Raw genomic sequence first — 24,773 nt, 5'->3', positions numbered from 1 at the left:
TCCCCCAAGTGTCGCCCTGTCAGTTGGAGACTAGGGCACGTGGGCCCGGCCTCAAAGCGGCGCAGCCGTCAGGAGCGAGGGCCGGAGACGAGCGAGGAGTGCGCAGGGTGGACACCTACGACGTGGTGGTGCTGGGTGGGGGACCGACGGGGGAGAACCTCGCGGAGCGGGCGCGAGCGGGCGGGCTCGAGGTGGCGGTCGTCGAGCGGGAGCTGGTCGGCGGCGAGTGCAGCTACTGGGCCTGCATGCCCAGCAAGGCGCTGCTGCGCCCCGCTGTCGCGCTGAACGAGGCGCGGCGGGTGGCGGGGACGAGGGAGGCGGTGACGGGGCGGCTCGACGCGGCCGCGGTGCTGCGGCGGCGGGACGAGTTCGCCTCGCACTGGCGGGACGACGGCCAGGTGGCCTGGCTCGACTCCACCGGTATCGCGCTCGTGCGCGGGCACGGGCGTCTCGACGGCGAGCGGCGGGTCGTGGTCGACACCTCGGACGGGGAGCGGCGGGTGTTGCAGGCCCGGCATGCCGTCGCCGTCTGCACCGGGACCCGTGCTGCCCTGCCCGACCTGCCGGGGCTTGCCGAGGCGGCAGTGTGGACGAGCCGGGAGGCGACCAGCGCGCAGGAGGTGCCCGGTCGTCTGGCCGTCGTCGGCGGCGGGGTCGTGGCGGTGGAGATGGCCACTGCGTGGGCCGCGCTGGGCAGTCGGGTGACGCTGCTGGTGCGTGGCGGTGCGCTGCTGCCGAGGACGGAGCCGTTCGCGGGTGAGGCCGTCGCGGAGGGGCTGAAGGAGGCGGGCGTCGACGTCCGCTTCGGTGTCGCGGTCGCCGGCCTGTCGCGGGTGCCCGGGGGTGAGGTGGTGCTGGAGCTCGGCGGTGCGGAGACCCTCAGGATGGACGAGGTCCTCTTCGCGACCGGCCGCGTGCCCGCCACGGCGGATCTGGGGCTGGAGACGGTCGGGCTGGCGCCGGGCAGTTGGCTGCCGGTGGACGTCACCGGACAGGTCGTCGACGTGCCGGGCGGCTGGCTGTACGCGGCCGGTGACGTCAACCACCGCGCCCTGCTCACCCATCAGGGCAAGTACCAGGGCAGGGTCTTCGGGACGGTCATCGCCGACCGCGCGGCGGGCCGGAGCCTGGACACCGAGCCGTGGGGCCGCAGCGCGGCCACCGCCGACCGGCTCGCCGTGCCGCAGGTGGTCTTCACCGACCCCGAGGTCGCCTCGGTCGGCCTCACCCTGGACGAGGCCGGTGAGCGCGGACTGCGGGTGCGGGCCGTGGACTACGAGCTCGGGAACGTCGCGGGCGCGTCGCTCTACGTCGACCGGTACCGGGGTCGGGCCAGGGCGGTGGTCGACCTGGACCGGGAGGTCCTGGTCGGGGTCACCTTCGTCGGCCCCGGCGTGGCGGAGCTGCTGCACTCGGCGACGGTCGCCGTCGTCGGCGAGGTCCCGATCGGGCGGCTCTGGCACGCGGTCCCGGCGTATCCGACGATCAGCGAGGTGTGGCTGCGCCTGCTGGAGACCTACCGGGGGTCAGCCGGCTGAACCGGCCGCGTGGCACGGCGCCGCGCCGTGCCGTGCCACGCGGCGGCGCCCCGTGCCACGCGGCGGCGCCCCGTGCCGTGCCGCCCCTGGCCGTGCCGCCCCGCCCCGGTCAGCCGTCGGTGTCGCCGGTCGGGGTGGCGGCGCCGCCCGGGACCTGGTCGGGCAACAGGACGGAGGAGTCACCCGGGTAGGGGCTGCTGAACCCGTTGGTGGAGTACCAGATGTCCCGGTTCTCCTGGGCCATGTTGATCATGTCCTCGCGGGCGTAGTCCTGCTTCGCGGACCACGCGGCCCACGCCTGCGCCGCCCCGTTGCCCGCCGCCGCGGGACGCGGGTTGGTCTCGGTGAGCGGGATGCGGTTGGGCAGGTAGGTGTAGGGCGCGAAGTCGGGCGTGTCGGTGAACGCGTCGAACATCGGCTCCGCGGCCAGGTCCTCCTGGTTCATCGGCGGCAGGCCGAGGATCTGCTCGATGGTGCGCATGAAGTTCAGCTGGCTGTAGTAGTCGTCGACGATCGCGCCGGGCTTCGCGTAGGGGCTGATGACCATCGCGATGTTGCGGTGGCCGTCCACGTGGTCCACGCCGAACTGGGAGTCGTCCTCGATCACGAAGATCGCGGAGTCCTTCCAGTAGGGGCTGTGCGAGATGGTGTCGACGATGCGGCCGAGCGCCAGGTCGTTGTCGGCGACGTGGGCGCGTGGCGTGATGCCGCCCGGGTTGGTGCCCTCGGTGTGGTCGCTCATCAGCCACATCATGTTGAGGTCGGGCAGGTTGCCGTTCTGCACGTACTGCGCGAAGTCCTGCTGGAACAGGTCGGCCCGGTACTGGTCCGGGATGCCGAGGTCGAAGTTGGGGAAGTCCGGCTTGGTGATCCGGGCCAGCGAGGGGATGTCCGTCTTGACGGTGTAACTGCCCAGCGGGTGGTTCAGCGGGCCGCCGGCCTTGCCCTCCATCACCCGGGAGTCGTGGTACCAGGAGGCCCAACTGCCGGGCGGCGTCAGGTTGCCCGAGGCGTCGACGTAACTGTCCATCTGCTCACCCCAGTTGACCACGGACTTGCCGTGGGCCAGTGCGTCGTCCCAGATCCAGCCGGTCTTCACGTCGCTGAGCGGGTCGAGGGTCTGGTAGGAGCGGGTGTAGTTGCCGTACATCTGCTGCAGGTAGTTGTTGACGAATGCCTGGTCCAGCCAGTGGTGGCCCTCGGCGGAGTCGGTGCCGTCCGAGTAGAGGTTGTCGATCAGCGGGAACCGGGTGGCCAGGGCGTGGACGTTCGGGGTGACCTGTCGGCCGAACTGGGCCAGGGCCGGGTCGCCGTTGCCGCGGCCGAGGTCGCCGAGCTCCTGGTCGTAGGTGCGGTTCTCCTTGACGATGAAGAACACGTGCTTGATCGTCGACGGGTCGCCCACCCGCAGCGGCAGGGCGACCGGCGCGGCGCTGCCGTCACCGCTCAGGTTGCGCTGCTGCAGGCCGTTCCACTGGTTGTTCTTGAACACCTGGGCCGTGTAGGCGGCCATCTGACGGGCCGTCGGCATGGCGATGCTCTGCACGGTCCCGACGTAGTTGTAGACGAAGTGACCGGTGGCGGGCTTGGTGCCGAGGCCCTGGACGACCGTCTCGTCGGGGCCGACGGAGCCGAGGCCCTGCTCGCTGGCCACGACGAGCCGCTTGAGCTGCCGGTCCTGGGCGATGCCGGTCGGAAAGGAGCCGGTCGGGATGAGCCCCTCGAACGTCGGCTGGGTGTAGGCGCCGCCGTACGAGTAGACGGCGACGGCGTTGTCCCGGCCCAGGCTCACCGCCAGGTGCGTCGCGTCCAGCATGGCCAGGCCGTTGGGCTGCGCGCCGAACGGCGCACCCGGGGCCGGGTCGGCGCTGAAGGTGCGGCCGACCCGCTGCTTCAGGGTGTCGATGGTGGTCACGCTGTCGTCGTCGGTGTTGGCGACGACGACGTCGCCGCCGATCGCGAGCAGCGCGCTCGGCTCCAGGCCGACGGCGAACGTCCGCACCTGGCGGCCGGTGCGCAGGTCGACCTCGGAGACGGTGCCGGTGCTGGGGGCCGCGTTGTCGGTGACGATCGCGGTGCCGTAGGAAAGGTCGGTCTGGTCGCCCGCCCGGGCGGGCCGGCCGCCCTGGTTGCTCACGTAGGCCTTGCCGCCGACGACCACGACGCTGTTCGGCGCGTTGCCGACGCGGACCTGGCGCAGCACCCTGCCGTTGCCGGCGTTCACCACGGCGAGCGTGTTGTTGCCGCTGAGGGTGACCAGCAGGCTGCCGTCCGGCGCCCAGGCCAGACCGGTCGGCACGGCCTGACGGCCGCCCGAGCCGGGCAGGGGCACGATGACGGCGTGGCTCAGCCACCCGCTCGCGGCGACGTTGTAGCGGACCAGGTTGCCCGGCTGCGCGGCCCACAGGTGCTTCCCGTCGGGGGAGTAGAGGATCCCGCCGTCGGAGATCAGCCCGTGGCCGATCTGCTGCAGCACCTTGTGGTGGACCAGGTCGAAGACGGTGACCAGGTTGGGGGAGGTGCCGCCGGAGTCGAGCGCGGCGGCCGTCCTCCCGTCGGGACGCAGGGCCAGGCCGAACGGGCGGCTGTCCTCCTTGATGACGTCGCCGACGGGGGTGACGAACTGGTTGGTCGCGGTCAGGTAGGAGCCGTCCGCCTGCCGGCCCACACGCTTCGAGCCCAGTGTGGTGCCGCCGAGGCCGGTCGCGGCGAACGTGACGCCCGCGCCGAGCGCGAGCGCCGTAGCGGTGGAGGTGAGGACCATCGCGCGACGGCTCATCGTGCGTATGGGCATGTCCAGGCTCCTTGTGCGCACCGACGGCCACCGCCCCGGTGGCCCCGTGGTGACTCTGGCGTGGTCAGGCGACATGAACGAGAACGCCAGGGGGAGCGGGCGCGAATGTGCAGAACAGTCGCTCCAGGGAAGCAAGTTGACGCCGTATGTCCAGGTTTGCGGGAATTGGTCGTGTGTGGCGTGCGCCTGGGCGTCGGCCATGAGGCGACTGAGTCGGTCCGTGTCCGGTGCAAGTGAACTGGAGGCGCCGAGCAGTGGCTGGGACGGAACGGCGAATTCCGTGTCCGTTCGCTCCCGGGATGCCGCGGGGCAGGTTGTGTGCCAGCGTGGAGGAGGGGCCGCCGTAGCGAGAGGAGTGGCCATGTCGTCCAGGCGCCGTCGTAAGAAGAAGCAGCGCAGGGGCGGGGCGAACCACGGTAAGCGTCCCTGCTGCTGAGCATTCCCACCGCCGCGCCGAGGCTCCTGTCATGGACCTCGGCGCCGCTGCTGTGTCCAGCCGGAGTCCTCTAGACTGCGCAGCACAGTTGATCGAGTGTCATGGCGACCATGACGATGATGTCGACCACGGCGTGCATGACGACAGGGCGAGGGGCGGGCGAGGATGTCCGAGGCGGACCGGGGCTCAGCGGGCAGAGACGGCGACGGCACCATGGGCTTCGACCCCAGCGTGCCGAGCACCGCACGGGTCTACGACTACCTGCTCGGCGGCAAGGACAACTTCGCCGCCGACCGGGCCGCGGCCGAGGGGCTGTTGGCCGTGCAGCCGATGGCGCGGGACATCGCGCAGGCCAACCGCCGTTTCATGGTGCGGGCGGTCGGCATGCTGGCCGAGAGCGGGATCCGGCAGTTCGTCGACGTCGGTGCGGGCATCCCGACCAGTCCCAACGTCCACGAGATCGTGCGCGGCCACCAGCCGGACGCCCGCATCGTGTACGTCGACAACGACCCGGTCGTGCTCGCCCACACCCGTGCGCTGCGCGCCGAGACCGGTGTCACCGCCCTGGAGGGCGACCTGCGCCGGCCCAAGGAGGTGCTCGACCGGGTCGAGGCGACCGGCGCCATCGACTTCTCCCAGCCCGTGGGCCTGCTGCTGATCTCGGTGATGCACTTCGTGCGCCGCGAGGAGGACCCGGCCGCGGTCATCCGCGCCTACACCGAGCGCCTGGCGCCCGGCAGCCACCTGGTGATGTCCATCGCCAGCAGCGGCGACATGGTGCAGGAGGAGATCGACCGGGCCGAGGCCGTGTACGCCAACGCGTCCTCGCCGCTGGTGATGCACACGCCCGCGTCGGTGGCGGACTGGCTCGCGCCCTACAGCCTGGTCGAGCCGGGCCTCGTGACGTACTTCAAGTGGCGTGCGGACGAGAACGAGGTGGGCGGCCTGGGTTCGCCGCTGGCCGCCGTCGCTCGCGTCGGCTGACCGGGCGCTGTCGCGGAAACGTGAGCGGGCCGGCCCTCCAGGGCCGGCCCGCTCACGTGCTCAGGGTGGAGATCAGGCGACGTCGTAGCGGTCGAGGTCCATGACCTTGGCCCAGGCGGCGACGAAGTCGGTGACGAACTTCTCCTCGGCGTCGTCGCTCGCGTAGACCTCGGCGACGGCGCGCAGCTCGGAGTTGGAGCCGAAGACCAGGTCCGCGCGGCTGCCGGTCCACTTGACCGCGCCGGAGGCGTCGCGACCCTCGAAGGTGGTCGCGTCGGCGGAGGTCGGGGTCCAGGTGGTGCCGAGCTCCAGCAGGTTGACGAAGAAGTCGTTCGTCAGGGTGCCCGGGCGGTCGGTGAGCACGCCCACCGTGGACTGCTGGTGGTTGGCGCCCAGCACGCGCAGTCCGCCGACCAGGACGGTCAGCTCCGGTGCGGAGAGCGACAGCAGGTTGGCCTTGTCCAGCAGGAGGTACTCGGCGGGGAGGCGGTTGCCCTTGCCGAGGTAGTTGCGGAAGCCGTCCGCGGTCGGCTCCAGCGGCGCGAAGGACTCGACGTCGGTCTGCTCCTGGGTCGCGTCGCCGCGGCCCGGGGTGAACGGCACCTCGACGCTGTGGCCGGCCGCCTGCGCGGCCTGCTCCACGCCCACGCCGCCCGCGAGGACGATCACGTCGGCGACGGAGACCTTCTTGCCGCCCGTCGCGGCCGCGTTGAACGCGTCGGCGACGCCCTCCAGGGTGCGCAGCACCTGGGCGAGCTGGTCGGGCTCGTTGACCTCCCAGCCGGCCTGCGGCTGCAGGCGCAGACGGGCGCCGTTGGCGCCGCCGCGCTTGTCGCTGCCGCGGAAGGAGGCGGCCGAGGCCCAGGCGGTGGAGACCAGCTGGGAGACGGTGAGGCCCGCCTCGGCGATGGCCGCCTTGAGCTTGGTGACGTCGGAGGCGTCGATCTGCGAGCGGGTGTCGGCGGCGATCGGGTCCTGCCACAGCAGCTGCTCGGCGGGCACCTCGGAGCCGAGGTAGCGGGCGATCGGGCCCATGTCGCGGTGGGTCAGCTTGAACCAGGCCCGGGCGAAGGCGTCCGCGAACGCGGCCGGGTCGGCCAGGAAGCGGCGCGAGATCTGCTCGTAGGCCGGGTCGAAGCGCAGCGACAGGTCGGTGGTCAGCATCGTCGGGGCGACGCGCTTGCCGGCGATGTGGGCGTCGGGGACGGTGTCGGCGCCCGCGCCGTCCTTGGGACGCCACTGGTTGGCGCCGGCCGGGCTCTGGAACAGCTCCCACTCGTAGCCGAAGAGGATCTCGAAGAAGCTGTTGTCCCAGGTGGTGGGCGTGTTGGTCCAGATGCCCTCCAGCCCGGAGGTGATCGCGTCCTTGCCGACGCCGGTGCCGAAGCTGTTCTTCCAGCCGAAGCCCTGCTCCTCGATCGGGGCACCCTCGGGGTCCGCGCCGACGTGGTCGGCGGGGCCCGCGCCGTGGGTCTTGCCGAAGGTGTGGCCACCGGCGATCAGCGCGACGGTCTCCTCGTCGTTCATCGCCATCCGGCGGAACGTCTCACGGATGTCGCGGGCCGCGGCGATCGGGTCCGGGTTGCCGTTGGGGCCCTCGGGGTTGACGTAGATCAGACCCATCTGGACCGCGCCGAGCGGGTCCTCGAGCTCGCGGTCGCCGGTGTAGCGCTCGTCGCCCAGCCAGGTGGTCTCCGGGCCCCAGTACACGTCCTCGTCCGGCTCCCACACGTCGGCGCGGCCGCCCGCGAAGCCGAAGGTCGTGAAGCCCATGTTCTCCAGCGCGACGTTGCCCGCGAGGATCATCAGGTCGGCCCAGGACAGCGCCTTGCCGTAGGTCTTCTTCACCGGCCACAGCAGACGACGCGCCTTGTCCAGGTTGCCGTTGTCCGGCCAGGAGTTGAGCGGCGCGAAGCGCTGCTGGCCGGCGCCGGCGCCGCCGCGGCCGTCGCTGATGCGGTAGGTGCCCGCGCTGTGCCAGGCCATGCGGATCATGAACGGGCCGTAGTGCCCGAAGTCGGCCGGCCACCAGTCCTGCGAGGCGGTGAGCACCTCGGCGATGTCCGCCTTGACGGCCGCGAGGTCCAGGGTGCTGAAGGCAGCGGCGTAGTCGAACTCCTCGCCCAGCGGGTTCGCCACGGCCGGGTTCTTCGCCAGGATCTTCAGGTTCAGCTGCTGCGGCCACCACTGGCGGTTGCCGCCGCCCTGGGTCGGGTGCGGCGCGCGCCCGTGCGCGACCGGGCAGCCACCGGCGCCCTGCGTGCTCGCGTCGACGTTCTCAGACATGGCCATCCTTGAGGGCTAGGGGAGTGAGTCCGACTTCGGTTTTCGACCCTACATTAGACAGTGTCTAAGTCAACAGTCCCACTAATCTGGAACACCGTCCGGTTCTCTTGCTAGTCTCCTTTCATGAGTGACCTGCTGGCACGACTGAGAGAGCGCGGCTGGCGGCTCACCGCGCAGCGCCGCGTGGTCGCCCAGGTCCTGGACGGCGAGCACGTCCACTACACGGCCGACGAGATCCATGCCCGGGCCGTGGCACTGCTGCCGGAGATCAGCCGCGCCACCGTCTACAACACCCTGGGCGAGCTGGTGAGCCTCGGCGAGGTGCTGGAGGTCAGCACCGACGGCCGGGCCAAGCGCTACGACCCGAACACCCACGACGCCCACCAGCACCTGGTCTGCGAGTCGTGCGGGGCCATCCGGGACGTCCACCCGTCGGGTGACCTGATCGCCGGGCTTCCCTCGTCCGAGCGCTTCGGCTTCACCCTGCTCGGCGTCGACGTGACCTACCGCGGCCTGTGTGCCGACTGCGCCGGGCGCGCGTGACCGTCGCCGGAGCGGCGGCACGGCTCACAGGATGTTGATCGCCCGGGCGATCACCAGTGCCCCGAGCAGGAGCGAGACGGCCGCCTGGACCATCATCAGCAGCTTGGACCAGTGCTTGATCGCGGAGACGTCCGTGGGACTGAACGCGGTCGCGGTCCAGAACGACAGGGACAGGTAGTCGGCGAAGACCGGCACCCAGTCGGCGGGTGCGTAGTCCCGGTGCTGCATCTCGGGGAAGACGAACGCCGGGTTGTCGAACGGCCGGTGGGCGCGGGCGGCGGCGCCGCCGCGGTCCAGGTCCCAGTACCACAGGCCGAACGCGATCACGTTCGTCGCCCAGATCACGCCGCCCGTGGCCAGCAGCGCGGTGGCGTTGTTGGCGTAGAGCTTGTCGTTGGTCAGGATGTCCGCGACGAGGCGTCCGGCGGCGTAGAGGTTGGCGACGGTGATGAACGCGATCACTACGCTGGTGACGGCGCGCAGCCAGGGGCGGCGCCGGTCGATGCGCCCCGGGTCGCCGATGACCAGCGCCGCGAGCAGCACCAGCAGGATCGCCGGCAGCAGCCAGCGCGGTGCGGTGCGGTAGCTCGCCGGTAGCACCACGTGCAGTCCGCCCGCGATCAGTACCGCCAGCGCCACCGGCCACCACGGTTCGCCGCGCTCGGCGGGTGTTCCGCTCGGGCCCTCCTGGGGCGCGTCGCTGACCATGGCTCATTCTCTCGGGGTGGCTGCCCCGGCGCTCGGCGAGACACCCCCGCGTGCCCGCCACGACGCGGCCTGCTGCGCGCCGTCGACCCCCGGGGACTCCGGGGCGCACGGAACCCCGACCCGGCCGGTGTTGCGCAGGTGGTCGGATCGGGCTTCCGGGATCAGGACAGGTTCGGCAGGCCAGGACAGGTCCGGACAGGGTCCGGCAGGTCGGGCAGCGTCAGGGCAGCAGGCGCTCGACGGCTGCGGCGCCCTGCTCTTCCAGGGCCTTGCGGGCCTTCTCGATCAGTGCCGGAGTCGGCTCCCGGCCGCTCGCGCGCACCAGGTCCTCCGGGTCGACCGGGTGTTCGGCTCCGGTGTGGAGAAGCCGGTCCGGCGTGGGTCGCTCGTCGTCGCCCTGGGGCTGGGACATTGGTACCTCCTGCCCTGCATGAACGTTTTGGCTCTTCCCAGCACTGTAGACCCGGCGCACCCCCACCGCACCGCGCCGCACCGCCCTACGCTGGACGCATGTGCCGATCGATCAAGACGCTCCGGGCCCCGGTCACCCCTGACCCGCAGGAGGCCGACATCCGTGCGGCCGCCCTCCAGTACGTGCGCAAGGTCTCCGGCTTCCGCGCCCCCGCGGCGCACAACCGGGAGGCCTTCGACGCCGCCGTCGAGGCGATCGCCGAGGCCACCCAGGAGCTGCTGGAATCCCTCGTCGTCCGCGGTGCGCACCCGCACGCGCATCCGCACCCCCACTCGCACGAGTCCGTCGAGGAGGCGGCCGGCGTCTGAGGCCGCCGGTCCGACGAGGGTCAGTGCGGGATGCCGTCGATCAGCTCGCGCGCGCCCTGGCGCAGCAGGGCCAGCGCCGTGGCCATGCCCAACTCCTCCGGGGAGAGCGCACCGGCCCACTCATGGGCGTCCAGCACCCGCTTGCCGTCCAGGGTGAACACGCGTGCGCGCAGTGAGAGGCGCCCGTCTGGCTCGGCCTGCGCGTAGCCCGCGATCGGGGAGTTGCAGTGCCCCTGCAGGGCGTGCAGCATCATCCGCTCGGCGGCCGCCTCGCGCCAGGTCGAGGCGTGGTTGAGGGCGCTGACCGCGTCGACGGTCGCGGAGTCGTCCGCGCGGCACTGCAGCGCCAGGATGCCCGCGCCGATCGGCGGGCACATCGCGTCGGCGTCCAGGACCTGGGTGATCCGCTCGGCCTGGCCGATCCGCTCCAGGCCGGAGACGGCCAGCAGCAGCGCGTCGTACTCGCCCGCGTCGAGCTTGGCCAGGCGGGAGTTGGCGTTGCCGCGGATCGGTAGGCACTCCAGCTCCGGGTGGGCGGCCGCGATCTGGGCGATCCGGCGGACCGAGCTGGTGCCGATCCGGCTCCCGGCGGGCAGCTCGGCCAGGGTGAGACCGGCCGGCTGCACGACCGCGTCGCGGATGTCGTCGCGCGGCAGGTAGGCGGCGACGGCGGTGCCCTCCGGCAGGGGGCGGTCGCCCGGCATGTCCTTGAGGCAGTGCACGGCCAGATCGGCCTCGCCCGCGAGCAGCGCGGCGTCGACCTCCTTGGTGAACGCGCCCTTGCCGCCGAGCGCGGACAGTGCGCCGAGCCAGCGGTCGCCGGAGGTGGTGACCGGCACGACCTCGGTGACCAGCCGGGGGTGCGTCGCGGCCAGCAGCGCGCGGACCCGGTCCACCTGGGCGAGGGCCATGGGGGAGGAGCGCGTCACGATGCGGATCAACTGGGGCATGGCGGAGACGATACTCCGTCAGATCGACCGTCCCGGACGGCACCCGCGCGAATCGGTCGCGACACGTGACCACCCGGTCCGGGGCGGTCGAGCCCGGTCAGTTGCGCTCCGGCCGCACGTCCGTTCTGTTCAGTTGTGGTCGGCGAGGCCTGTGGGGTGGCCGCCGGTGTCCCAGACGACCTCGCGCACGGCGGTGACCGCGTCACGGTTCAGCGGACCGAAGACGTGCGGGAACCGGACGCCGTCGGCGACGCCCGGCGGCGGGGCCGGGACGGCCTCCTCGAAGACGCACTCGGCGCTCAGCCGCCGCTCGTCGACGACCAGGGCGAGCAGCGGGCGCGGGGCGTCCCGGTAGAACGCCTCGACGACGGCGAGCGTCGTCGCCTCGTCGGGGGAGCAGTGGATGAAGCCCTCGGCGGCGAGGGAGGCCGGCTCGTAGGGGAGCGCGGGCGCGGCGGCCCACTCGGCGAGCGGTACGACGTGGTAGATCATGCCCCGATTCAACACGAAACGGTCGGGCCCCGGCACGAGCGGGGAGTGCCGGGGCCCGACCGGGCCGCGCCTCTCAGCGCGGGCCCGCTCCGGCTTGGGGGTGGACGAGGTGTGTGTCCGGACCGGGGAAGAAGATCGTCACCTGGTCCGTCTGGTCCCAGCGCACGTCGTACGGCGGGGTGCCGTCGGGGTGGTGCAGGGCGACGATCTCGCCGTCGCGCCGCATGGTGCCCGGACGGGTGCCCTCCACGACGACGTGGTCTCCGACGACCGCCTGCATGGCCGCCTCCCTCACAGTGTCGTGTGTGGCTGTGTAGCGGTGTGGTGCGTGTGGTGCGTGCTCGTGGCCGGACGGCCACCCTTCCAGGGGAGCACGCCCGCGCGGCCGCGTCCAGAGCCCACCGGGCCCGCCGCGGGCCTGCCGTGCGGGCCCGCGGGTCGGGGCCTCGGTGCGGGGCCCCGACCCGAGGCGGCGTTCAGCCCCGGCCCAGGGGCCGGCCGCCGATGCCCGGGCCGCCGTTCGCCTGCCACCAGGCCTCGAAGGCCGGCTGGTCCATCGCCGCCCAGTCGGGGGTCCGCTGCACGTGGGCCCGGCCCACCGCGCGGCCGAGCTCCAGGATCGTCCGCCCGACCGGTGCGCGCTCCGCGTCGTACACGGCGAGCCCGGCCGGGACGGACGGCGCCTCGGCCATGGCCCGGCCGAGGACGGTCGCGTCCTGCAGGGCCTTGAGCGCGCCGCTGCCGGTGTGCGGACGGGCGATCGCCGCGGCGTCGCCGAGCAGCACGAGCCGGCCGCGCGCGTAACTCGGCGCCGCCACGTCGTGGATCGGCTGGAGCAGGCGACGCTCCTCGGGGGTGTTGTGCACCACGTCCTGCCAGTAGCCGGGCAGGTGTCGCGCCACCACGTCCAACTGGTAGTCCGTCAACTCCTTTGCCACTGAGGTCGACGGCGTCGACTCCGGATCGGCGAGGGCGTCCGCGAGGTGTGTCGGAGGCGTCGCGTAGAAGACCCAGTTGACCCGCGCGCCGCCGTCACCATCCGGCGTTCCCGGGATCCGGTAGGAGATCATGTGGCCGCCGGGGAAGGCCACCGTGGTGGCGCTGTCCTCGGGGAACGCCTCGGCCGGGTCCGGCAGTTGCTCGGTCGCGAGGGTGCCGCGCCAGGCGAGGTACCCGCTGAAGGACGCCGTCGAGCGACCGGGTGGCAGCATCGCGGCGCGGACCAGCGAGCGGTGTCCGTCCGCGCCCACGACCAGGTCGAACCGCTCCTCGCGCCCGTTCCCGAGGGTCAGCACCGCGCCGTCGGGGCCGTCCGCGACGGCGGTGACCGCGGTACTGGTGCGGTGGTCGACGGCGTCGGGGACGCGGCGGCGCAGCTCCTGCCAGAGCGAGCCCCAGCTGTAGGACCGGTAGGGGAACGGCAGCGTGGCGATCACCCGGCCCGCGCGCCGCGTGCCGTCGCGGACGACCCAGGGCCGGCGGGCCAGGTCGATCCACGGCATCTCCGCGTCCAGGTAGCCGGCAGCCTCCAGTTCGGCGTACCGCTCCTTCTGGATCCCGAGGCCCACCCCGCGGTCCTGCAGTCGTCCGGTCGCCCGTTCCAGGACGACGACCTCCCCGGCCCCGGCCCGGTGCAGCGCCCGGGCTGCCGCGCAGCCCGCGATGCTGCCGCCGACGACCGCCACTCGTAGCCCCCGCACGTGTCCCCCTCCTCGTGGGTGCGCGCCCGCCGAACCCGGCGGCGCGTCCGTGCCGAGTATGGCGGCCCGGGAGGAGATGGTGGGCGGCCTGTGCGATCCCGAAGCTCACAGGGACGAAACGGGGCATACCTCACTACACTTGGGCAGACACCCGCCCTGCGGGGCGGCCCGAGGACGAGCAAGGAGCGCGCGGTGGACGAGCGCGCGGAGAGGAGCGCCGCGATGGCCGCTCACCAGTCCAAGAAGCTGCGCCGGAGCGCGGAGGACCTGCTGCGCCGGACCGGGATGACCAACACGCCCGGCGGTGGTGCCGAGTGGATGGCGATGCCCATGTCGGACACGGCCGGTCGCGCCGCCACCGGCCCGATGGCCCCGGCCTTCGCCCACCACGCCGCCGGCGACCGGCGCGGCCAGTGGTCCGGCTCGCGGATGGCCGCCGCCCACGACCTGGTTCCTGGCCACCGGCACCGCGGCGCGGAGCAGCACTCGGCCCTCAGCGGGCACTGAGCCCGAAAGGCGTCGGTCACGATCCGTGACCGTTCGAGATGCGATCGTGCACCGGCGCTGTCAGGGTGAGGTCGTGCGCCGAGAGGTTTTGTCCGGTTCCCCGGGCACGGCGCCTCACCCCCTTCGGGAGAGAACACCATGACGAAGGTCAAGAACCAGCCCCGCAAGCAGAAGCAGTCGGCGGCCCGTACCCCGAGCCGCGCGCAGACGCACGACAAGGCGATGCTCGCGGAGATGAAGGCCGGTCAGCACAGGCCGGAGGCGGACTCCATGGACGCCTCCGGCGAGATGGCGATGCGCTCCCCGCGCAAGAAGGAGAAGCGCTTCGGCCACAACTGACCTGCGGCGGCCCCGGATCGGTCCGGGGGCCACGTGACCTGCCTGCCGGCCCGACCGCGTTCTCGCGGCCGGGCCGGTGCGGTGTCCGCGTTCCCACCGGTGTTGTCGGTGGCGTGTGATGGGATGGGGTCCATGAACACCGTTGCTGCCGAACTCGCCGACAAGGCCCGGTACTTCCACTCCCTGCACCAGCCCGGCGCGCCGCTGGTGCTGCCCAACGCCTGGGACGTCGCCTCCGCGCGCGTCGTCGAGGCCGCAGGCGCGCGCGCCGTCGCGACCACCAGCGCGGGCCTCGCCTGGTCGCTCGGCTGTGTCGACGGCGGCAGCCTGACCCGCGAGGCCGGTCTCGCGGCGCTCGCCCGCATCGTCGACGCGGTCTCCGTCCCGGTCACGGCCGACATCGAGCGCGGCTACGCCGAGGACGCGGCCGGGGTGGCCGAGACGATCCGTGGCGTGATCGCCGTCGGCGCGGTCGGCGTCAACCTGGAGGACGCGCTCGGCCCCGTCGCCGAGAACGCGGCCCGCATCGCCGCCGCGCGCGAGGCGGCCGACGCGGCGGGCGTCCCGCTCTACATCAACGCCCGCATCGACACCCACCGCCTCCCGTCGACGGAGCGCCACCGCCGCCACGACGAGACGGTCACTCGCGCGGCGGCGTACGCCGCGGCCGGCGCGAGCGGCGTCTTCGTCCTGGACCGCCTCGGCGCGGACGAGCTGGCCGCTCTGGCCAAGGAGATCACCGTCCCGATCAACGTGGCCGTGGGCCCCGGCGCCCTCCCGGTCGCCGAGCTCGCCGCGGCGGGCGCGTCCCGCGTCAGCGCGGGCGCGTCGATCGCGGAGGCGGCGTACGGCCTGGTGGACCGCGCCGCGCGGGAGCTGCTGACGCGCGGGACCGCGGAGTCGCTGGCGACGGAGATGGACTGGCCGACGCTGAACGCCCTGCTCAACAGGTAGCTGCTCAGACCCCGAGCGGGCAGGGCCATCTGCCCGCAGTGGGCTTCTCGCGCAGTTCCTCGCGCCCCTGGGTTGAGCCACCATGCGCGGGAGCGTGCCTGACCCGGCTCGCGCCCACGCGGCGGAGCCGCAGATCGGCACGGTCTCGCGCCCCTGGGTTGTGCCACCACGGGCGGGAGCGTGCCTGACCCGGCTCGCGCCCTCGCGGCGGAGCCGCAGATCGGTGCAGTCTCGCGTCCCCGGGTGGCCGAGCTGCACGTGTGTCCCCTGGGCACACGGGGTTGAATGGGGAGCGTTCATGCCGACTCGGGGGTGAGGAGGCTGTTCTCCCATGTCGATGTCCACCTTCGGTTCCTTCGGTGGCCAAGACCCCTTCTCCGACCTGCTCAACCGCTTCTTCGGGATGTCCCCGGCCTCCTCGCCGCCCGCCGTCCAGCGCGTGCCCATCGGCAAGCTGCTGACCGAGTCCGCGCGTGAGCTCATCGCGCGGGCGCAGCAGAAGGCCGCCGAGGACGGCAGTGAGGATCTGGACACCGAGCACCTGCTCTGGGCCGCCGCGCAGGTGGACCCCTCGCGGTCCCTGATCGCGCAGGCGGGGGTCGATCCGGACGGGCTCGCGCAGGCCATCGAGAAGGTGCTGCCTGGCCTCGCGGGCACGCCCTCCGCGGAGCCGAGCCTGACGCCCGCCGCCAAGCGCGTGCTGATCGCCGCCCACGCGCGCTCGCAGGCGGGCGGGGGCTCGTACATCGGGCCGGAGCACATCCTCGGCGCGCTGCTGGAGGACCCGGACTCCGGCGCGGGTCGGCTGCTGGGGGCCGGGGGAGTCGACGTCGACCGGCTGCGCGGCGACTCGGAGCGGGCCGGCGGCCCCGGCGGCGAGCACGGCGGCAGCGGTCCGGCGAGGCAGGCGAGCAGCACGCCCACCCTGGACGAGTACGGCCGCGACCTCACCGCCGACGCCAAGGCGGGCAGGCTCGACCCGGTGGTCGGGCGCGCGGAGGAGATCGAGCAGACCGTGGAGATCCTCTCGCGCCGTTCGAAGAACAACCCGGTGCTCATCGGCGAGCCCGGCGTCGGCAAGACCGCGATCGTGGAGGGGCTCGCGCAGCGCATCGTCGCCGACGAGGTGCCCGAGACGCTGCGCGGCAAGCGCGTGGTCTCGCTGGACCTGGCCGGGATGGTGGCCGGGGCCAAGTACCGGGGCGAGTTCGAGGAGCGGCTGAAGAACGTCATCACCGAGGTGCAGGAGTCGACCGAGTCGCTGCTGCTGTTCATCGACGAGCTGCACACCGTCGTCGGCGCGGGCGCCGGCGGCGAGGGTGCGATGGACGCGGGCAACATGCTCAAGCCCGCGCTCTCGCGCGGCGAGCTGCACGTGATCGGTGCCACGACCATCGACGAGTACCGCAAGTACATCGAGAAGGACGCCGCCTTGGAGCGTCGCTTCCAGCCGGTGCTGATCCCGGAGCCCAGCGTCGAGGAGACGGTGCAGATCCTGGAGGGCCTGCGGGACGCCTACGAGGCCCACCACCAGGTGCGGTTCAGCGACGAGGCGCTGCGGGCCGCCGCCGAGCTGTCCGACCGCTACATCGCCGACCGGTTCCTGCCGGACAAGGCGATCGACCTGATGGACCAGGCGGGCGCACGGGTGCGGCTCAGGTCGCTGGGCAAGTCCTCCGAGGCGACCGAGCGCGAGGACCGGCTCGCCAAGCTGCACCGGGAGAAGGACCAGGCCGTCGCCGCCGAGGACTTCGAGGCGGCCAAGCGGCTCAAGGACGAGATCGCGGAGGCCGAGGGCGAGTTGGGCGGCATCGCCGAGCGCCGCGAGGGCGTGATGGCGGTGACGGTCGACGACATCGCCGAGGTCGTCTCGCGCCGCACCGGCATTCCGGTCGCGCAGCTGACCCAGGACGAGAAGGCCAAGCTGCTCAAGCTGGAGCAGGACCTGCACGCGCGCGTCGTCGGCCAGGACGAGGCGGTGGTGGCGATCTCCGAGGCGGTGCGCCGCAACCGCGCGGGCATGGGCGACCCGAACCGGCCCGTCGGCTCGTTCCTCTTCCTCGGCCCGACGGGCGTCGGCAAGACCGAGTTGGCCAAGGCCCTCGCCGAGCTGCTCTTCGGCGACGAGGACCGGCTGATCCGGTTCGACATGAGCGAGTTCCAGGAGAAGCACACGGTCTCCCGGCTGGTCGGCGCACCCCCCGGCTACGTCGGCTACGAGGAGGCCGGCCAGCTGACCGAGAAGGTCCGCCGCAAGCCCTACAGCGTGCTGCTCTTCGACGAGGTCGAGAAGGCCCATCCGGACGTCTTCAACGCGCTGCTCCAGGTGCTCGACGACGGTCGGCTGACCGACGCGCAGGGCCGCACAGTCGACTTCCGCCACACCGTCGTCATCCTCACCAGCAACATCGGTGCGCACCGGATCCTGGCCAACCAGGGCGACACCGACAGCATCCGCGACCAGCTGATGGGGGACCTGCAGGGCCACTTCCCGCCCGAGTTCCTCAACCGGATCGACGCCACCATCATCTTCCACGCCCTCACCAGGGAGGACCTGAACAAGATCGTGGACCTGCTGCTCAAGGGCAGCGAGCGGCGGGTGCGGGCGCAGGGCCTGGAGCTGGAGGTCACCCAGGCGGCCCGCGACCTCCTCGTCGCCCACGGCCACCAGCCCGAGTTCGGCGCGCGTCCGCTGCGCCGCACCATCCAGACCGAGCTCGACAACCGCATCGCCTCGCTGCTGCTGGGCGGCGAGGTCTCGCCGGGCGACACCGTCGTTGCCGACGTGCAGGGCGACGCGCTGGTCTGCCGGATCAAGAAGCCCGAGGTGGCGGCCGGTGACCCGGCCAGCGCCTCGGCGACGGCCCAGGACTCCGGCGAGGGCTGACGTTGTCGCAGCCCCTGCCGGAGCGGGTGACCGAGCCCCGCGAGGTGGCGCCGCACGCGGCGGACCTCGCGGGGCTCGACGCTGCCGTCAGCCGCTGCTACGCCTGCCCGCGGCTGGTCGAGTGGCGCGAAGAGGTCGGCCGGGTCCGGCGGCGCTCCTTCGCGGAGGACAACTACTGGGCGCGGCCCGTGCCGGGCTTCGGTCCTGACGATGCATCACTTCTGCTGGTGGGTCTGGCCCCGGCTGCGCACGGGGGCAACCGCACCGGCCGGATGTTCACCGGTGACCGCTCCGGCGACGTCCTCGTCACGGCCCTGCACTCACTCGGCCTGGCCTCGCAGCCCACCTCGGAGCGGCGCGACGACGGCCTGCGCCTGCACGGCGTGCGCTTCACCGCTCCCGTGCACTGCGCCCCGCCAGGCAACCGACCCGCACCGGCCGAGCGGGACACCTGCCGCCCCTGGCTGGTGCGCGAACTGGAGCTGCTCCGGCCGACGGTGCGCGCCGTCGTGGCGCTCGGCGGCTTCGGCTGGCAGGCGCTGCTCCCGGCCGTCGCGGCAGCCGGCTGGGCCGTCCCGCGCCCACGCCCGGTCTTCGGTCACGGTGCCCGGGCGGTGCTCGAACCGACGGGCGCAGGAAGCCCGTTGGCGCTCTTCGGCTGCTACCACGTGAGCCAGCAGAACACCTTCACCGGGCGGTTGACCCCGCAGATGCTGCGCGAGGTGCTCGCCGAGGCCTGGCGGGCAGCCGGTGGCGGTGCGTCACCGCCGGGGTGAGACGCCCACGCCGGGCACCGATACCCTCGACCGGTGGCGCGCGCAGGTCGTCGTGCGCGGAGACAGGGGAGGTCACGGATGTCGTTCAACCCAACCGGCCCGGCCGGCCCGCCCGGGCCCGTGCCCGGGCAGGGGCCCGGACCGGTGCCGGGAGCCGTTCCGGGGCCGGTCCCCGGCGGCATGCCCGCCCCAGGTGCCATGCCCGCCCCCGGTGGGATGCCGCAGGCCGCTCCGAAGCGCGCCGACGGGGCGAGCCTGGTCGCTGCGATGGGTGGTGCGGCGGCGCTCGTGCTCGAGCTGCTGCTGATGCTGGTGTGCCTGGTCTCCTCCCACAACGTGGGCACCTACCTTGCCTCCCTGTTCGGGCTGGCCGACAACCTGCCCGACGTGTGGGCGCCGTTCAGCAGCTGGGACGTCGCCATGTGCGGGACGTTGGCGGCCGGTGTGATCGGCAGCTTCGGAGGCCGCACCTGGGGCCGCCCGGTCATCCTGGCCATGATGGCGATGATCGCCTATCCCGACACGACCATGCTGCTGGACTCCCTGCGTACGGCTGCCGGGCGTGCCGGGTTCGGGCAGGGGCACAACCTCTGGATCTACCTGGTCATCATCGCCGAGGTGCTCGTCGCCCTCGGCACGTTCGTGGCGGTGCTCCTGGCAGCCGCTCGCAACGGCGGGACCCGCCGTCCGGCGCCGGCGGGGATGGCTGCGCCGATGATGCAGCCGGGCGTGGGCCCGATGCCCGCCGGCCAGCCGGGCCAGCCCTACCCGCCGCAGCCCCAGCCGCCGGTGCCGGGCTACCCGCAGCAGGTCCAGCCGCAGCAGCTCGGGTACGGCTACCCGCAGCAGCCCGGTCAGCCCTACCCGGGGCAGCAGCCGCAGGCGCCCGTGCCGCCGCAGGGTCAGCCGCAGCCGGGCCCGCAGGCCGGTCAGCAGCCGACGCCGACGCAGGAGGCGATGTCCTACCGTCCCACCGAGTTCGCGCCCCCGCCCGGACAGCCCGCGGCGCAGCCGTACCCGGCGCAGTCGCAGCCCTATCCGGGGCAGCAGCCCGGTCAGCCCTACCCGGGGCAGCAGCCGCAGGCGCCCGTGCCGCCGCAGGGTCAGCCGCAGCCGGGCCCGCAGGCCGGTCAGCAGCCGACGCCGACGCAGGAGGCGATGTCCTACCGTCCCACCGAGTTCGCGCCCCCGCCGGGGCAGCGGCCTCCGGCGCAGCCGGGGAGCTGACGGGCTGCTCGCTGCGCGGTCTCGCAGCGGGGTGCGGCGCGCCGGAAACGGGGGTTCACTGGTGGTGAGCCCGACCGCCCGGCGCGCCTCCCGGTCGCGCGGTCGGGACGAGGAGGCCTCGATGTCCACCACCGCAGAGATCACAGTCGAAGTCGTCGAGAACGACGCGCACGACGGCGACACGGTGCTCGCCGTTCTGGCGCAGATGTTCCGAGCCACGGGTGACACCCCCCCGATGCCGGCAGCCACCGCCCCCGCCGGGGCGATCGGTCCGGCGATGTGCCGGGCGCGTTCCTTCCTGATGGACCCGGACACCCCGTCCGCCGCCGCTCTCACCCCGCCGCACCTCGCCCACTCGGTCGACGTGGACATCCTCGGCCCGTCCGACGCGGTCCAGCAGGCCCGTCGGCTCCTCGCCGACGTCTTCACCGTCCAGGACCTCGGCTGGGTCTCCGGCGAGCACGAGTTCGAGACCCGCCTGCGCCTCACCTGACCCGCGTCCCGGCCGACCCCGGCCGCACGTGACGCCTCGGGTCGTCCGGCCGTCGGACGGTGCAACTACAGTGGCTGCCGACGGTCGGTGCGGGGATGGCGAGGGCGGGGCGGGGTGTCCGACGGGGAACGGATGGTTGCGGGGCGGTACCGCCTTGTCGCACAGCTGGGCCGGGGCGGGATGGGAACGGTCTGGCGCGCGGACGATCTGCTGCTGGGTCGGCCGGTCGCCGTCAAGGAGGTGCATCCGCGGGGCGGCCTGTTGGAGGCCGAGCAGAGGAACCGGACGCTGCGCGAGGCGCAGGCGGTGGCCCGCGTCACGCACCCCAGCGTGGTCGGTGTCCACGACGTGGTCGAGCAGGACGGCCGCCCGTGGATCGTGATGGAGCTCGTGGACGGCGCCTCGCTGGCGGCGCGGATCGCGGGCGAGGGCCCGCTGCCGCCCCGTGAGGCCGCCCGGATGGGCCTGGCCGTGCTCGACGCGCTCTGCGCGGCGCACGCCATCGGCGTCCTGCACCGGGACGTCAAGCCCGCCAACGTGCTCTGGGAGCGGGCCAAGGACCGCTGGGTGCTGACGGACTTCGGCATCGCCCGGATCGACGGCGAGGCGACGCTGACGGAGGCCGGGGCGTTCCTGGGCTCCCCGGAGTTCACCGCGCCGGAGCGGTTGCACGGCGAGGAGGGCGGTCCCGCGGCGGACCTGTGGTCGCTCGGCGCGCTGCTGGTCGCCGCCCTGGACGGGAGGTCGCTGTTCCACCGCACCGCCGTCACCGCGGTGCTGCACGCGGTGGCCTTCGGCGCGATCACGCTGCCGGAACGGGCCCGCCCGTTGGCCGCGGTGATCGAGCCGCTGTTGCAGCGGGACCCGGCGTCGCGACCGCAACCCACATGGATCCGCGCACAGTTGGAGACGTTCGTCCGCGACGGCGCCCTGGGTGCGACCGTGCGTGCGGCCCCCGGGCAACACGGCCCGGGGCAGCACGCCCCCGGGCAGCGGGGCCCCGAGCAGGCGGCCTCGCCCACGGCGGCTTCCGGCGCGGGCGGACGTCGTCGCGGGCGCCGCGCCGCCGCGCTCGTCGGCTCCGCGGTGGTCGTCGTCGCGGCGGCGCTCGGCGGCTCGTTCGCGGTCGACGCCTGGTCCGGCGGACCTTCCGGCGGCGCGGCGCCGGGCACGCCCACCGGCGGGCCCTCCGCCCCGATCGGCTCCACGCCCCTGGCGGGGGCCGGTCCGCTGCCTGCCGGGTTCGCCGTCCAGCAGGACTCCCACGGCTTCCGGTTGGCCGTGCCGACCGGTTGGGACCGCCAGGTGGACGCGGGGGACGGCACCCGGGTGTACTACGTCTCCCCGGCGCAGGCGGGCGCCCCGGAGGCGCTGTACAAGATCGGTATCAGGGTCCAGCCGGGCGTCTCCGGCACACCGCTCGCGGCGCAGGTGTGCCCCGACCCCAGGGGCTACGCCGAGTTCCGGTCGACCGGCCCGCACCGCACCGTCCGGGACGGCCACCCGGCCGCCTCCTGTTCCTTCACCTGGCAGGGCACCCCGGGCGGTCCGCCGCGCCTCTCGGAGCTGCTGCTGTGGACGGACGCGGGCACCACCTACACCCTGTGGGCCTCCGGCCCCACCACCGACCCGGCCCGCGTCGGGCTGATGCTGGACACCGCGTCGGACACCTTCACTCCGGCGGGCTCGCCGACCGGTTGACCCGCTGTCCGGTTGACCCGCTGACCGGCGGGTCGCCGATAGGCGGTGGGCGGGCGGCCGAGGAGGCGGCCGAAGGCCGCGGTGTAGGCCGCCGGGTTGTCGTAGCCGAGGCCGGACGCGATGCGGGTGACCGGCACGCCCGCGTCGAGGAGCGGCAGCGAGTGCAGGATGCAGGCCCTTTGCCGCCACTGTGCGAACGACAGGCCGGTCTCGCGGCGCAGGAGCCGGCCGAGGGTGCGCTCGCTGATGTTCAGCGCCGCGCACCAGCGCGACGGCGGGTCGTGGACGTCGGGCTGCCGCAGGAACGCCTCGCACAGCTCGCGCAGCCGCGGCTGCTGCGGCAGCGGCACGTCCAGCGGAAGCGGGGTGAGGCTGCGCAGCTCGTGCAGGAGCAGGTCGGCGACGGCCGCGTCGCGGCCGCGCTCGGGGTAGCGCGGCTCCATCTCGACGGCGGCCAGGATGAGCGAGCGCAGCAACGTGGAGACGTCGACGACCTGGCAGCGGGCGGGGAACCAGGGCACCGCGGCCGGCTCCAGATAGAGGCTGCGGGTGCTGACGCCCTTCATCGCCACCTGGTGCCGGACCGCGGGCGGGATCAGGACGGCACGGGCCGTCGGGACGGTCCAGCTGCCGTCGGCGGTCTCGACGTGCATCAGGCCGGTGGCCGCGTACAGGACCTGGGCGCGGCGGTGCTCGTGCCAGGCGAGCAGGTGGTCGTGGGGGTAGTCGGTGCCGATCGCCACCACGGCCCGGTCGAGGTCCTCCACCTGCGCGATCGGGATGTTGTGCACGGGACGAGGGTAGGGCCTGACCCCTCGGCCTGTCGTCTGCGCGTAGGAGCGTGACCGAGCTTCGATTGCCCGCCAGTCCCTGCCCTCCGTAGCGTCGTGGGCGTGCTCACCTCCTCCCTCACCCTCCTGCTCTTCGGCTGCCTGACGGGCGTGCTGACCGTGCTGTTCGGCTTCGGCGGCGGCTTCGTGACGGTGCCGGTCCTCTACGCCTATCTGACCCTCACCGCGCCCTCCGGCGCGGACGCGATGCACGTCGCGGTGGCCACCTCGGCGGCGGTCATGGCGGTGAACGCGCTGGTCGCCGCGGTCGGGCAGTGGCGTCAGGGGCGCCTGCACCGCGACTACCTGTGGCCGCTCGCGGGCTGGATCGCGCTCGGCGCCGCGGCCGGCTCCTTCGGGACCACGCTGCTCGGCGGGACGGAGCTGCGGCTGCTGTTCGCCGTGTACCTCTTGGTGACGATCGCGGACAGCGTGCTGCGCAAGGGCTTCCTGACCGTCGGCGCCGAGCAGCGGCCGCGGCCGCTCGGACGCGCCACGACGACTTTCGGCGGCACCGGCATCGGCCTGGTGGCGGCCGGACTGGGCGTGGGCGGCAGCGTCATGACCGTGCCGCTGCTGCGCCGACGCGGCCTGCCGATGGTGGAGGCGACCGCCATGGCCAACCCGCTGAGCGTTCCCGTCGCCGTCGCGGGCAGCCTCGTCTACGCCTTCGCCCCCGGCGCGCCCGCGCACCTCGGGCAGGCCGGGCAGCTGGGCTACGTCGACCTGACGGCCGGGTGCGCCCTGCTGCTCGGTTCGCTGCCCACGATCGCGCTGGTCCGCCGGGTCACCGGGCGCGTCCCGGACCGGGTCCACTCGATCGCCTACGTGACGCTGCTGGTCGTGGTGCTGCTGGTGATGGCCGCGACGGGCGCCTGAGCGGCGACCGCACCGAACGGCCCCACCGAGTGGACCGTCCGAGCGGCCCCTCGGAGCCGACCGTCCGAGCGGACCCTCCGAGCGGCCCGACTGCGTCGGTGGCTCAGTGCTTGACGCCGACCCCGCCCAGGAAGCCCCGAGTGGCCCGCAGTTCGCTGACCGTGGCCTCGGCGTCCCACGCCGCGCACGGCACCAGGCCGGGCGGCAGCAGCTCCAGGCCGTCGAAGAACGCCTCGATGGGCCCGCTGTCGCGCGGCGTGAGCCGGTCCACCGTCTCCCGGTAGAGGGCGGCGACCTGGTCCGCGCGGGCCCGGTCGGCGGCGTCGACCCACTGCGAGCCGTGGCAGACATGACTGACGATCAGCATGCTGCCGGACGGCAGTGGTTCGAGCAGCCGGCGCACGGCGGCGTGCGGCTCGTCCGCGTCGTCGACGAAGTGCAGCACCGCGCCCAGGACCAGCGCCACCGGCGCGCCGTCGCCGAGGAGTTCGGCGACCGCGGGCGCGTCGAGGACCGAATCCGGGTCGCGCACGTCGGCCTTGACCACGGCGGTGGCGGGCACGCCCGGGTGCGCGACGAGCGCGCGGGCATGGGTGACCACCAGCGGGTCGCGGTCCACGTACACCACGCGGGTGTCCGGCCGGATCTGCACGGCGACCTCGTGGGTGTGGCCGGGAGCCGGAATGCCCGTGCCGACGTCGAGGAAGCGGGAGATTCCCGCCTCGGCGGCGCGGCGGACGGCGCGCGCCAGGAAGGCCCGGTTGAGGCGCATCGCGTCCCGGCTCTCCGGGACGATGCGCTGCAGCGCGTGCGCGGCCTCGCGGTCGGCGGCGAAGTGGTCCTTGCCGCCGATGAGGTAGTTGTAGATCCGCGCCGGATGCGCTCGGTCGAGATCGAGCGCGGCCGACGGCGCGGCGTTCGCGTCGTCGGCCGGCCAGGTGGCCTGTCGTCGTGGCATGTCGGAGTCCC

At 73.4% G+C, this 24,773-nt stretch carries 22 protein-coding genes and 1 pseudogene; 13 read left to right on the top strand and 10 right to left on the bottom strand.

From position 1 onward, the window contains the following. Positions 1 to 107: 107 nt before the first annotated feature. Positions 108 to 1,538 (top strand): dihydrolipoyl dehydrogenase family protein, encoded by a 1,431-nt coding sequence (locus tag BMY61_RS05370; protein WP_236655889.1) that lies wholly within the window; start codon positions 108 to 110, stop codon positions 1,536 to 1,538. A 109-nt stretch (positions 1,539 to 1,647) separates the two neighbouring features. Here BMY61_RS05370 and BMY61_RS05365 read toward each other — a convergent pair whose 3' ends face one another. Beyond that, the gene (locus BMY61_RS05365; protein ID WP_042443687.1) at positions 1,648 to 4,332 is read right to left on the bottom strand and encodes a bifunctional YncE family protein/alkaline phosphatase family protein; all 2,685 of its coding nucleotides are present in this window, start codon (positions 4,330 to 4,332) and stop codon (positions 1,648 to 1,650) included. Between the two features lie 601 nt (positions 4,333 to 4,933). Between BMY61_RS05365 and BMY61_RS05360 the strand changes: the two genes are divergently transcribed. Further along, positions 4,934 to 5,752 (top strand): SAM-dependent methyltransferase, encoded by an 819-nt coding sequence (locus tag BMY61_RS05360; protein WP_201777528.1) that lies wholly within the window; start codon positions 4,934 to 4,936, stop codon positions 5,750 to 5,752. A gap of 72 nt (positions 5,753 to 5,824) precedes the next feature. Here the strand turns inward: BMY61_RS05360 and katG are convergent, their stop codons facing one another. Next, on the bottom strand, positions 5,825 to 8,038 hold the full coding sequence (katG, locus tag BMY61_RS05355; protein WP_042443684.1) for a catalase/peroxidase HPI: 2,214 nt from the start codon (positions 8,036 to 8,038) through the stop codon (positions 5,825 to 5,827). Between the two features lie 123 nt (positions 8,039 to 8,161). Between katG and BMY61_RS05350 the strand changes: the two genes are divergently transcribed. Continuing rightward, entirely contained in the window at positions 8,162 to 8,581 is a 420-nt protein-coding gene (locus BMY61_RS05350; RefSeq protein ID WP_042443682.1) for a Fur family transcriptional regulator, read from the top strand. Positions 8,582 to 8,605: 24 nt separating this feature from the next. Here the strand turns inward: BMY61_RS05350 and BMY61_RS05345 are convergent, their stop codons facing one another. Beyond that, a complete protein-coding gene (locus BMY61_RS05345; protein WP_042443680.1) occupies positions 8,606 to 9,289 on the bottom strand; it encodes a hypothetical protein in 684 nt (227 codons plus the stop codon). A 220-nt stretch (positions 9,290 to 9,509) separates the two neighbouring features. Further along, positions 9,510 to 9,701, bottom strand: coding sequence for a hypothetical protein (locus BMY61_RS05340; protein ID WP_042443678.1), 192 nt, complete (start codon positions 9,699 to 9,701; stop codon positions 9,510 to 9,512). 98 nt (positions 9,702 to 9,799) lie between these two features. Here BMY61_RS05340 and BMY61_RS05335 point away from each other — a divergent pair, with 98 nt between their 5' ends. After that, complete coding sequence (locus tag BMY61_RS05335; RefSeq protein ID WP_042443676.1) at positions 9,800 to 10,069, top strand: DUF2277 domain-containing protein; 270 nt, start codon at positions 9,800 to 9,802, stop codon at positions 10,067 to 10,069. Between the two features lie 20 nt (positions 10,070 to 10,089). Here the strand turns inward: BMY61_RS05335 and hemC are convergent, their stop codons facing one another. From hemC to BMY61_RS05315, 4 genes and pseudogenes are all read right to left on the bottom strand, one after another. After that, the gene (gene hemC / locus BMY61_RS05330; RefSeq protein ID WP_042443674.1) at positions 10,090 to 11,019 is read right to left on the bottom strand and encodes a hydroxymethylbilane synthase; all 930 of its coding nucleotides are present in this window, start codon (positions 11,017 to 11,019) and stop codon (positions 10,090 to 10,092) included. A gap of 129 nt (positions 11,020 to 11,148) precedes the next feature. Then, on the bottom strand, positions 11,149 to 11,511 hold the full coding sequence (locus BMY61_RS05325) for a DUF952 domain-containing protein (protein WP_042443668.1): 363 nt from the start codon (positions 11,509 to 11,511) through the stop codon (positions 11,149 to 11,151). Between the two features lie 100 nt (positions 11,512 to 11,611). Continuing rightward, a pseudogene (locus BMY61_RS05320) lies at positions 11,612 to 11,791 on the bottom strand (DUF1918 domain-containing protein); the annotation flags it as partial. A gap of 196 nt (positions 11,792 to 11,987) precedes the next feature. After that, positions 11,988 to 13,211, bottom strand: coding sequence for an FAD-dependent monooxygenase (locus tag BMY61_RS05315; protein ID WP_042443664.1), 1,224 nt, complete (start codon positions 13,209 to 13,211; stop codon positions 11,988 to 11,990). 192 nt (positions 13,212 to 13,403) lie between these two features. Here BMY61_RS05315 and BMY61_RS05310 point away from each other — a divergent pair, with 192 nt between their 5' ends. The 8 genes from BMY61_RS05310 (at position 13,404) to BMY61_RS05275 (ending at position 22,095) form a co-directional block, all read left to right on the top strand. Beyond that, on the top strand, positions 13,404 to 13,718 hold the full coding sequence (locus BMY61_RS05310) for a hypothetical protein (protein ID WP_042443662.1): 315 nt from the start codon (positions 13,404 to 13,406) through the stop codon (positions 13,716 to 13,718). Between the two features lie 138 nt (positions 13,719 to 13,856). Next, positions 13,857 to 14,057 (top strand): hypothetical protein, encoded by a 201-nt coding sequence (locus BMY61_RS05305; RefSeq protein WP_042443660.1) that lies wholly within the window; start codon positions 13,857 to 13,859, stop codon positions 14,055 to 14,057. Positions 14,058 to 14,189: 132 nt separating this feature from the next. Next, on the top strand, positions 14,190 to 15,011 hold the full coding sequence (locus BMY61_RS05300) for an isocitrate lyase/PEP mutase family protein (RefSeq protein ID WP_082014787.1): 822 nt from the start codon (positions 14,190 to 14,192) through the stop codon (positions 15,009 to 15,011). A gap of 331 nt (positions 15,012 to 15,342) precedes the next feature. After that, positions 15,343 to 17,898, top strand: a complete 2,556-nt coding sequence (locus BMY61_RS05295; protein WP_042443657.1) for an ATP-dependent Clp protease ATP-binding subunit — start codon at positions 15,343 to 15,345, stop codon at positions 17,896 to 17,898. Positions 17,899 to 17,924: 26 nt separating this feature from the next. After that, a complete protein-coding gene (locus tag BMY61_RS05290; RefSeq protein WP_042443963.1) occupies positions 17,925 to 18,674 on the top strand; it encodes a uracil-DNA glycosylase in 750 nt (249 codons plus the stop codon). Positions 18,675 to 18,752: 78 nt separating this feature from the next. Continuing rightward, positions 18,753 to 19,901 carry a hypothetical protein gene (locus tag BMY61_RS45945; RefSeq protein WP_177240375.1) on the top strand — a complete coding sequence of 383 codons (1,149 nt, stop codon included), beginning with the start codon at positions 18,753 to 18,755 and terminating at the stop codon, positions 19,899 to 19,901. Between the two features lie 121 nt (positions 19,902 to 20,022). After that, positions 20,023 to 20,394: a hypothetical protein gene (locus BMY61_RS05280; protein ID WP_075003760.1), complete on the top strand. Its 372-nt coding sequence runs from the start codon at positions 20,023 to 20,025 to the stop codon at positions 20,392 to 20,394. 132 nt (positions 20,395 to 20,526) lie between these two features. Then, positions 20,527 to 22,095 carry a serine/threonine-protein kinase gene (locus BMY61_RS05275; protein ID WP_075003759.1) on the top strand — a complete coding sequence of 523 codons (1,569 nt, stop codon included), beginning with the start codon at positions 20,527 to 20,529 and terminating at the stop codon, positions 22,093 to 22,095. Here the strand turns inward: BMY61_RS05275 and BMY61_RS05270 are convergent. Next, positions 21,990 to 22,886: an AraC family transcriptional regulator gene (locus tag BMY61_RS05270; protein WP_082014786.1), complete on the bottom strand. Its 897-nt coding sequence runs from the start codon at positions 22,884 to 22,886 to the stop codon at positions 21,990 to 21,992. The two genes, BMY61_RS05275 and BMY61_RS05270, sit on opposite strands and share 106 nt — an antisense overlap. 102 nt (positions 22,887 to 22,988) lie before the next feature. On the opposite strand from BMY61_RS05270, the gene BMY61_RS05265 reads away from it, so the two are divergent. Next, a complete protein-coding gene (locus BMY61_RS05265; protein WP_042443959.1) occupies positions 22,989 to 23,804 on the top strand; it encodes a sulfite exporter TauE/SafE family protein in 816 nt (271 codons plus the stop codon). A gap of 103 nt (positions 23,805 to 23,907) precedes the next feature. Here BMY61_RS05265 and BMY61_RS05260 read toward each other — a convergent pair whose 3' ends face one another. Further along, positions 23,908 to 24,762: an SAM-dependent methyltransferase gene (locus tag BMY61_RS05260; RefSeq protein WP_042443958.1), complete on the bottom strand. Its 855-nt coding sequence runs from the start codon at positions 24,760 to 24,762 to the stop codon at positions 23,908 to 23,910. Between the last annotated feature and the right edge of the window lie 11 nt (positions 24,763 to 24,773).

It is taken from the genome of Streptacidiphilus jiangxiensis, assembly GCF_900109465.1.
In the GTDB taxonomy this organism is placed as follows: Bacteria; Actinomycetota; Actinomycetes; order Streptomycetales; family Streptomycetaceae; genus Streptacidiphilus; species Streptacidiphilus jiangxiensis.
Note: the sequence above shows the minus strand (reverse complement) of the source record. Positions and strands in the feature narration are given on the sequence as shown.

What these genes read in the sequence shown, in the direction of transcription:
- BMY61_RS05365 (WP_042443687.1), bottom strand. Translation starts at nt 4,332, where the DNA reads ATGCCCATACGCACGATGAGCCGTCGCGCGATGGTCCTCACCTCCACC.
- BMY61_RS05360 (WP_201777528.1), top strand. Translation starts at nt 4,934, where the DNA reads ATGTCCGAGGCGGACCGGGGCTCAGCGGGCAGAGACGGCGACGGCACC.
- katG (WP_042443684.1), bottom strand. Translation starts at nt 8,038, where the DNA reads ATGTCTGAGAACGTCGACGCGAGCACGCAGGGCGCCGGTGGCTGCCCG.
- BMY61_RS05350 (WP_042443682.1), top strand. Translation starts at nt 8,162, where the DNA reads ATGAGTGACCTGCTGGCACGACTGAGAGAGCGCGGCTGGCGGCTCACC.
- BMY61_RS05345 (WP_042443680.1), bottom strand. Translation starts at nt 9,289, where the DNA reads ATGGTCAGCGACGCGCCCCAGGAGGGCCCGAGCGGAACACCCGCCGAG.
- BMY61_RS05340 (WP_042443678.1), bottom strand. Translation starts at nt 9,701, where the DNA reads ATGTCCCAGCCCCAGGGCGACGACGAGCGACCCACGCCGGACCGGCTT.
- BMY61_RS05335 (WP_042443676.1), top strand. Translation starts at nt 9,800, where the DNA reads ATGTGCCGATCGATCAAGACGCTCCGGGCCCCGGTCACCCCTGACCCG.
- hemC (WP_042443674.1), bottom strand. Translation starts at nt 11,019, where the DNA reads ATGCCCCAGTTGATCCGCATCGTGACGCGCTCCTCCCCCATGGCCCTC.
- BMY61_RS05325 (WP_042443668.1), bottom strand. Translation starts at nt 11,511, where the DNA reads ATGATCTACCACGTCGTACCGCTCGCCGAGTGGGCCGCCGCGCCCGCG.
- BMY61_RS05305 (WP_042443660.1), top strand. Translation starts at nt 13,857, where the DNA reads ATGACGAAGGTCAAGAACCAGCCCCGCAAGCAGAAGCAGTCGGCGGCC.
- BMY61_RS05300 (WP_082014787.1), top strand. Translation starts at nt 14,190, where the DNA reads ATGAACACCGTTGCTGCCGAACTCGCCGACAAGGCCCGGTACTTCCAC.
- BMY61_RS05295 (WP_042443657.1), top strand. Translation starts at nt 15,343, where the DNA reads ATGTCGATGTCCACCTTCGGTTCCTTCGGTGGCCAAGACCCCTTCTCC.
- BMY61_RS45945 (WP_177240375.1), top strand. Translation starts at nt 18,753, where the DNA reads ATGTCGTTCAACCCAACCGGCCCGGCCGGCCCGCCCGGGCCCGTGCCC.
- BMY61_RS05280 (WP_075003760.1), top strand. Translation starts at nt 20,023, where the DNA reads ATGTCCACCACCGCAGAGATCACAGTCGAAGTCGTCGAGAACGACGCG.
- BMY61_RS05275 (WP_075003759.1), top strand. Translation starts at nt 20,527, where the DNA reads ATGGTTGCGGGGCGGTACCGCCTTGTCGCACAGCTGGGCCGGGGCGGG.
- BMY61_RS05260 (WP_042443958.1), bottom strand. Translation starts at nt 24,762, where the DNA reads ATGCCACGACGACAGGCCACCTGGCCGGCCGACGACGCGAACGCCGCG.